Here is a 7,804-nt window from a genome sequence, read left to right as displayed (position 1 = left end):
GGAGCCGGGCCCGGCTCCGCCTGGGCATCAGGCCCTGGTGCTGGTGCTGGTGCTGGTGCTGGCGCCGGTGCTGGCGCCACGGGATCGCTCGCCTGTCGCAGCAATGCGCGTATGCACACCAGATGGGCTTTGCAGCTACCGTTGGCCAGGAACCCGTAGTGGCGAATACGGTGGAACCCGCCCGGCAGCACATGCAGCAGGAAGCGGCGCATGAACTCATCGGCATCCAGTGTCATGGTCTTATGCCGCGTACGTCCCTTGGCCCGGTAGTCCTTCCAGCGGAACGTGACACCACGTTCGTCCAAAGAGACCAGTCGGCTGTTGGAGATCGCGACCCGGTGGGTGTAGCGCGACAGATAAGCCAGCACCGCTTGCGGCCCGGCAAAGGGACGCTTGGCGTAGACCACCCATTCGGGTTTGCGCAGCGGCACTAGCCAGGCCTTGAAGGCGCGTGCCTCGGCCAGTGCGGCGAGCTCGCCGGAGAACCGCAGCTTGCCGCCGGCGTGCAGCCGCCCCAGCTCTTCGAGAAAGCGCCGCCGGAACAGTCTTGACAGCACCCGCACCGGCAGGAAGAAGCCAGGTCGGCACGCCACCCAGGTCTTGCCGTCGGCTGCAAGGCCACCACCGGGCACGATGCCGTGCACATGCGGATGGTGCGTCAGCGTCGAGCCCCAGGTGTGCAGCACCAAGGTGGCACCAATGCGGGCACCCAGATGCCGGGGATCGGCGGCGATGGTGCACAAGGTCTGTGCCGCAATCTCGAACAGCAGTCCGTAGACCACCGCCTTGTTCTGGAACGCCAGGGCGCTGATCGGCGCGGGCAAGGTAAACACGACGTGGTAGTAGTCCACCGGCAGCAGATCGGCCTGTCGGGCCTCAAGCCAGCGTTGCGCGGCACTGGCCTGGCACTTTGGGCAATGCCGGTTGCGGCAGGCGTTGTAGGCGATCTGGTCGCGCCCGCAGCCTTCGCAGCGCAGCACGTGGCCGCCCAGCACCGCAGTGCGGCACTGTTCGATGGCCGACATGACCTTGAGCTGGCCCAGGCTCAGGTGTGCACGCTGCGCCTTGCGCCAGGCGGGGCCGTGGGTTCGGAAGATGTCGGCGACCTCCAGGGTGGGGCGCGCCATGGCCAAGGGCCTATACGGGCTGGAGCCTCTCCAGTGGACTGACCACCTCGCGCAGGATCTCGGTGGCCACCTGGGTGTAGATCGTGGTCGTCTCCAGCTTCTTGTGTCCCAGCATGACCTGGATCACGCGGATGTCCACCTTCTGCTCCAGTAGATGGGTGGCGAAGCTGTGGCGCAGCGTGTGCATGGATACGCGTTTGTCGATCCTGGCGGCAACGGCTGCGGCATGGATCGCACGGTTGAGTTGACGGGTGGTCAGCGGGTCCACCGGGTTCATGCCGGGGAACAGCCAGCCATTGGGCAGCATCTTGCCCTGGGCATGGGCCAGCCGCCACCAGGCGCGCAGCCGCGCCAGCAGTACCGGTGAGAGCATGGCGTAACGGTCCTTGCGGCCCTTGCCCTGTTCGACGCGCAGGGTCATGCGCTGGCTGTCTATGTCGCCGACCTTGAGGGCCGTGATCTCGCTGACCCGTAGGCCCGCGCCATAGGCGATGGACAGCGCCGTCTGGTACTTCAGGTTGGGAGCGGCGGCGATCAGGCGCGCCACCTCCTCGCAGCTGAGCACCACCGGCAGCTTGTGCGGCACGTGCACCGGACTCATCCTGGCCATCAATTCGCCGCGCTCGAGCGTGACTTCGAAGAAGAACTTCAGGCCGGTGATGGTAGCGTTGAGCGTGATCGGTGAGATGCCCCGGTCGACCAGGTGCAGCTGGAAGCGGCGCAGGTCTTCGACCGTGGCGGTATCGGGCGAGTGTGTGAGAAAGGCCGCCAGGCGCCGCACTGCGCGGATGTAGGCGGCCTGGGTCTTGGGTTCGAGCTTGCGCATGCGCATGTCGTCCAGCATGCGCTGGCGTAGCGGCGAGACGGCTTGGGTCGATGGGATCATGGTCCTGCTCCTGTTGAAGAACGAGGCCGATTGCCTCGGTGTTCAACATAGCCAGAGCCGCGCCGTTTGCCAGACCCGGGGCGGTAATGGAGGATTACCGCGCGAGCGGTTTAGTCCTAGGGCCCATTGCAGTCCTACATTGTCGCGATCTCGCAGCCCAAAATCAGTCGTTCAGTCGTTCAGTCGTTCAGTCGTTTCGCTGTAAGCGTCCAAGATCGTAACAAGCGTGGCGTAGCGATTGGCCTTGGCGGCGGCATCAGCACAAAACTGGCTCTTGCCGCTCGGATTCGTGGGCTGAATGGCTGTGGTCACGGACCGCAGATATTGATCGGTGGGCGAGGAAGTCGCCCACCGATCAATATCTGCCCCATTTTTTCTTGACCGTTGGTAGGCACGACAGACATTAGAAGAAGCACCGATTCCGCCCGCGACCTCACGGATGGACTCGGCTGAATCCTTTACCGTCCCTGGTTGGCCGGGCTACGCCAGTTGAGTCAGGAGGCCCGGCCAGTCGTCAGGGAATGTCCACGACGAAGGGCACGTCGACGTTGTTTTGGCCGACCCTGACTTGCACATGGCCCAGCAAGGACTGACCCGACCGGAAGGCACCGCTGGCAGCGGCTGTGGCGGTCCAGCGCAGCCGGTAGGTCGGCTGGCTTAGGCCCGCAAGGGAACTCACGCTACCGTAAAGCGACACCAGTTGCTGGGCGTTTTCGGCGTAGAGAAAGGCGCCGCCGGTCTGGTTTCCCAGTTCGCCCAGCGCTTCCATATCGATGGAGCGGGACAGGCCGATCGTGAATATCGGAACGCTGTCCTGCCGGGCGCCGTCAATTGTCCGCTGACGGCTGAGGCGACAGTTCTCGGCACTGGCACAGGAAGTATCTGCGCCATCGGTGAACACGACAATCGCTTTCGCAAAGCTCGGTGGCGCTGCCGCCGCTGCGGTCGGTGTCGCTATCTGCTGCCGCAGGCTGTCCACCGACTCGTACAACGGCGTGCCGCCGCCGATCTGGGGCGCCAGCGTGTCCAGCGTTGAGAAGTAAGCCGAGCTGGCCATCGCTTGATCCCGAAACGGCGCATAGACGGTCAGCGGAGGCGCCGTGATCAGCGCGCCGGGGGCGCCGGCAAAGGCGGCCAACAGTGCCTGGTTGTTGGCCCCCAAGCCCTTGAAAAATGCCTTGGTCGAATAAATCCGCGCGCCGGTCGGATCGGTGGCTGCGATGCTGCCGCTCTGATCCAGGAGAACCGCTGCTGCAAAGGGTACCTGCGCCGCGCCACTGATCCATGCCAGCGACTCGGGCTGTGCACTCACTGGCGCGTAGGCGACGTCCACTGCCGCCCCGGAACCTGCGCTGGCGCCGCCGATGCAGTCGTTGCCTGGCGTGCTGGCATCGGGCGCGCAGGGGCGCAGCGTGAAGTCAGTCAGGGCCAGATTGGCGATGGGCTGCGACTTGCCGTCGACAACGATCAACTCGATCTCGAAGCTCAGTTGTTGCCCAGACGCATCGACAACCGGTTGGACACCGCTGCGGGTGGCGCGCGAGCCGCCCGCAGGGCTAGTTGCACGTTCGAGGGTGATCACCGTCTCGTTGACCCGGCCGGCCGTGCTGGATATCGGCACCGACGTGGCAACGAAGCTGTCGCGCGACAAGGTAACGGTTTCGGTTGAGTCGGGCGAGCTCGTCGAGACTAGCGCCACACCCTGGGCGTTGGTGTGGGCCATGCCGTTTGCGCTCTGCACTGTCACGCCTGGCACCGGGTCACCGAAGCTGTCTTTCACGGTCACTGTGACGAGACCAAGTTGCGGCGTGGAAGACCCGCCGCCACCTCCACCGCCGCAGGCGGCCAGCGCAGCAAGGCATGAAGCAGTCAACATGCCTCGAATCAGGCGGCGGGGAAAGGCAGCCTGTGACGACGGCAGAAGTGAGTTGATCAAGCGTGTTCTCCCAGAGGATTTTATGTATAGGTGTTTCGATGTATCCCTGAATTCGTAAGTCAAAACGATGCGTGCTTGAACTTCCTTGGTCTGGACCAGACAGATACTAGGGAAACAGGCTGGGCGGACGGGTAGTCGCCAACCCTGTAAAGATGTAGGACGGCGGCTTCTCGTCTGTAGCCATGTCGCAATTCCGGTGTAACTCGCATGAACCATCCTCAAGTGCGCGGGCCGCGGCACCATTGCGAAGACTGGTTCAGCGTCGCCCTAGAATGCAGTTGAGGGCGCGGCAAGGACAACAGCGAGGCGCGCGTACAACAAACAGGTAATGCCCCACGAGCTTAGTGTTCCAGCGATAAGTCGCGCCGTCGGAAGCTGGAGTTGGCAATTGACACTGGCTGGGCGAGTTGTACGCCAGTAATCAGCCTCGCTTGGAACAGAGCGAATAAGTGCACTGCGTCTGTTTCGCCGGAATTTCACCCTTGATACGAAAGGCGGTCTTCCTGCAATTAAAGCTTCCCGTGATGGTCATCCGGTATCTTCTGCCATTTGTTGGCATTTGGACTCACCGCCCAGTGCGGTCCCTTAACTCGACGAATCTTTTGCACGGGTGCGCGACACCGCCATCATGATGCCAACTCCGGCAACGATCAGACACACGATCGCCACGTAAGTGACGGAGACTCCAGCCGTGACCAGAGCCCACGCAATTCCGCTGAGCAGCACGACCAATCCAAGTAGATAGAGGGCAAAAGACATCAGATCTCCTTTAAATCAACTCAACCCATTTTACCGACGCCCGTGGGATCAGTTGGACGGAGGACGACCTGTGCGGTCGTAGGCAGCCTCCTACCGCCGCTGGCTTGTTGAAAAACTTGCCCAAGTGCGGCGTTGGAAAAGGGTGATTGCGGGCAGTCGCTCTCCGCAGGCCAACTTAAGCTGTCGACCAAAAGCTGCAGCTATTGGGCTCCCTCGCGACGTTGCAAAGGCTGGAAACGATCCGCTCCAGTGTTCGTATAACGGCTTGAAAAGAGCGCGTTCGGCGTTCCCGCCGAGATTGATGCAATGAAGCTCGAACGGATCGTTGCGCTTCCGGAAATGGCCGCAACGCATTCGGCGATCGGGACGGATGTAGTCCACAGCAGTCGTGAGCGAGGTCATGTAGTACAGACGCATCGCCGAATCCTAGCCAACTGTCTGCTAGGCCAGCGGGAGCCGACCGTCGCAGGGGCGCTGGTACTAGCATTTTTGGGGCCGGTGCGCCGCCTCAAAGCTGCCCTTCTTGAATGCCCGCTTATGGCCGTTGGACTAAACCGCTCGCGCGGTAGGCGCTTCGCGCAACCCGTTGGTGACTGATCGGCCCGTTGGTGCCACCGTCCATGTCGAGGCAATCCCGCCTCGTTCACCGACGGAGCAGCAACCATGGACAACATCACATCGGCGGTCACCCCGCTGCGCCAGCGCATGCTTGAAGACATGCGGCTGCGCAAACTGGAGCCACGCACGCAGGAGGCCTACGTCCGCGCCGTGCGTAAGCTAGCCGCCTACCTACATCGCTCGCCCGACACTGCCACCGTGGAGGATCTACGCAACTTCCAGCTCAATCTGGTCGACACGGGCGCCTCGCCCATGACGTTGAACGTCACGCTCACCGGCCTGCGGTTCTTTTTCGACGTCACGCTGGAGCGGCTGGATCTGATGGCCCGCATGCATCCGGTCAAGCTGCCGCACAGGGTGCCAGTGGTGCTCAGCACGCAAGAGACCGCGCGCCTGATCGCGGCCGCTTCCAACGTCAAGCACCAGGCGGCGCTGTCGGTGGCTTATGGCGCGGGCCTGCGGGCCAGCGAGGTCATCGGCCTGAAGGTCACCGACGTGGACAGCCAGCGCATGACGCTACGGGTGGAGCAAGGCAAGGGCCGCAAGGATCGTTACGCCATGCTCAGCCCTGTGTTGCTGCAACGCCTGCGTTCGTGGTGGCGCATCGGCCACGCCCAGGGCCGCATGCTGCCTGGCGGTTGGCTGTTCCCAGGCCTGGACCCAACGGACCCGCTGACGGCACGTCAACTCAACCGTGCCGTGCACGCTGCCGCCGATGCTGCTGGCATCGATAAGCGCATCTCCACGCACTCACTGCGCCACGGGTTCGCCACGCACTTGCTTGAGCGCAAGGTCGACATCCGCGTGATCCAGGTGCTGCTGGGCCACAAGCGGCTGGAGACGACGGCGATCTACACCCATGTGGCCACCGATTTGCTGCGCGAGGTGATCGGGCCGCTGGAGCCGCTGCCACCGTCTTGAGGACTGGGTCGTGGGACGGCCCTCTTTGGAGGTTGCCGACGTCTTTCATCAGCACGGCCCGGCCTGGCGTGCCGCCCAGCGCAGCCACCTGAGCCTGGGCCAGCTCAAGGTGATGTCGGCCATCGAGCAGTGCCGCAGCGCGGCGCTGGGCGGGCACGTGCTGCGCTGTGGCGGCTGCGGCACCGATCAGGTCTCCTACAACTCCTGCCGCAACCGGCACTGTCCCAAGTGCCAGAGCGCGGCGGCACAGCGCTGGCTGCAGGCCCGGCAGGTCGATCTGCTGCCGGTGGACTATTACCACGTGGTGTTCACGCTGCCGGCGTCTGTGGCCGATCTGGCGTACCAGAACAAGGCCGCGCTGTATGGGCTGTTGTTCGACCTGGCGGCCGAGGTCTTGCAAACCATCGCTGCCGATCCGAAGCACCTGGGCGCCAAGATCGGCGCCACGCTGGTGCTGCACACCTGGGGTTCGGCGCTGACGCACCATCCGCATGTGCACGGCATCGTGCCCGGTGGTGGCCTCGCAGCCGATGGTAAGACCTGGGTGGCGTGTCGACCGGGCTTCTTCCTGCCGGTGCGGGTGCTGTCGCGCTTGTTCCGGCGGCGCTTCCTCGAAGAGCTGTGGCGGCTGCACGCCGGCGGCAAGCTGCGGTTCTTCGGCGAGCGCGCCACGCTGGCCGAGGCCCGCGCCTTCAAGGCCTGGCTGGTGCCGCTGCGCAAGGTCGAATGGGTGGTCTACGCCAAGCGTCCCTTTGCCGGGCCGCAAGCCGTGCTGGCTTATCTGTCGCGCTACACCCACCGGGTAGCGATCTCCAACAGCCGGCTGCTGGCAATGGATGCGCGCGGTGTGACGTTCCGCTGGAAAGACTACCGCGCCAAGGGCAGGACGCGCCATAAGGCCATGACGCTGGAGCCGGCGGAGTTCATCCGGCGCTTTCTGCTGCACGTGCTTCCCACTGGCTTGCACCGCATCCGGCACTACGGCCTGCTGGCCAACGGCTGCCGCAAGGCCAGCCTGGCGTTGGCGCGCGCGTTGCTGCAGGCAGCACTAGAGCCAGTCGCGCCGGACAGTGACGCTGCTGCGTCGGCCCCGCCAACTGCCACCTTCATCTGCCGGTACTGTGGGAGCCCGATGGGCATCGTGCAGATATTCACGCGCGGCATGGCCATCCGCGCACCGCCGCCGCCAAGACCGCCGCGATGACCGCCGACAAACCAACCCCACGCCTTGCGCCGATCAGCCAGTGGCTTGCATCGGCTGGAGACTTGCGCGCGTGGCGGCTCAAACGGTGCCGCAGCCGCCTATACGAGCCCAGGCGCTGGGAGTCGTCACGCAGCACTCGGGCTCACGGCGAGCCCAGCGACCTCGTCCATCCCCACGGCGTGCCCGTCCATCACCGCCCCGAGCTTCCCAAATCCCCATAGACCCCTGCGGCTAACAACCGCTGCGCCTTAGTCCGCGGTTTCCTCCCTCGAGGCTTGTGCGACACCTGCCCTCAGGCCGTGGGCGATCCACGCTCGGCTGCTTGCCGGGCAGGTATCCCACAACCCTAAACA

Annotated in this window: 6 protein-coding genes; 2 read left to right on the top strand and 4 right to left on the bottom strand. The window is 64.2% G+C overall.

Features of this window, described 5'->3' with window-relative positions; all coding sequences use genetic code 11:
- From ABI213_RS10330 to ABI213_RS10315, 4 genes are all read right to left on the bottom strand, one after another.
- Positions 1–1,127: IS91 family transposase (locus ABI213_RS10330; protein WP_348026953.1), on the bottom strand; the 1,127-nt coding region annotated here is incomplete at its 3' end.
- A 10-nt stretch (positions 1,128–1,137) separates the two neighbouring features.
- Positions 1,138–2,013 (bottom strand): site-specific integrase, encoded by an 876-nt coding sequence (locus tag ABI213_RS10325; RefSeq protein ID WP_348026951.1) that lies wholly within the window; start codon positions 2,011–2,013, stop codon positions 1,138–1,140.
- 514 nt (positions 2,014–2,527) lie between these two features.
- Positions 2,528–3,949 (bottom strand): VWA domain-containing protein, encoded by a 1,422-nt coding sequence (locus ABI213_RS10320; RefSeq protein ID WP_348026949.1) that lies wholly within the window; start codon positions 3,947–3,949, stop codon positions 2,528–2,530.
- Positions 3,950–4,534: 585 nt separating this feature from the next.
- Positions 4,535–4,708 (bottom strand): hypothetical protein, encoded by a 174-nt coding sequence (locus tag ABI213_RS10315; RefSeq protein ID WP_348026947.1) that lies wholly within the window; start codon positions 4,706–4,708, stop codon positions 4,535–4,537.
- A gap of 663 nt (positions 4,709–5,371) precedes the next feature.
- On the opposite strand from ABI213_RS10315, the gene ABI213_RS10310 reads away from it, so the two are divergent.
- Positions 5,372–6,247, top strand: coding sequence for a site-specific integrase (locus tag ABI213_RS10310; RefSeq protein WP_348026945.1), 876 nt, complete (start codon positions 5,372–5,374; stop codon positions 6,245–6,247).
- Positions 6,248–6,257: 10 nt separating this feature from the next.
- Positions 6,258–7,451 carry an IS91 family transposase gene (locus ABI213_RS10305; RefSeq protein ID WP_348026943.1) on the top strand — a complete coding sequence of 398 codons (1,194 nt, stop codon included), beginning with the start codon at positions 6,258–6,260 and terminating at the stop codon, positions 7,449–7,451.
- Positions 7,452–7,804 lie beyond the last annotated feature (353 nt).

This window comes from Rhodoferax sp. (assembly GCF_039922535.1).
Taxonomy (GTDB): Bacteria; Pseudomonadota; Gammaproteobacteria; order Burkholderiales; family Burkholderiaceae_C; genus Rhodoferax_B.
This window is presented reverse-complemented; position numbering and strand designations above follow the sequence as displayed.

Coding starts and splice junctions, on each gene's coding strand:
- ABI213_RS10325 (WP_348026951.1), bottom strand. CDS start 2,013: ATGATCCCATCGACCCAAGCCGTCTCGCCGCTACGCCAGCGCATGCTG.
- ABI213_RS10315 (WP_348026947.1), bottom strand. CDS start 4,708: ATGTCTTTTGCCCTCTATCTACTTGGATTGGTCGTGCTGCTCAGCGGA.
- ABI213_RS10310 (WP_348026945.1), top strand. CDS start 5,372: ATGGACAACATCACATCGGCGGTCACCCCGCTGCGCCAGCGCATGCTT.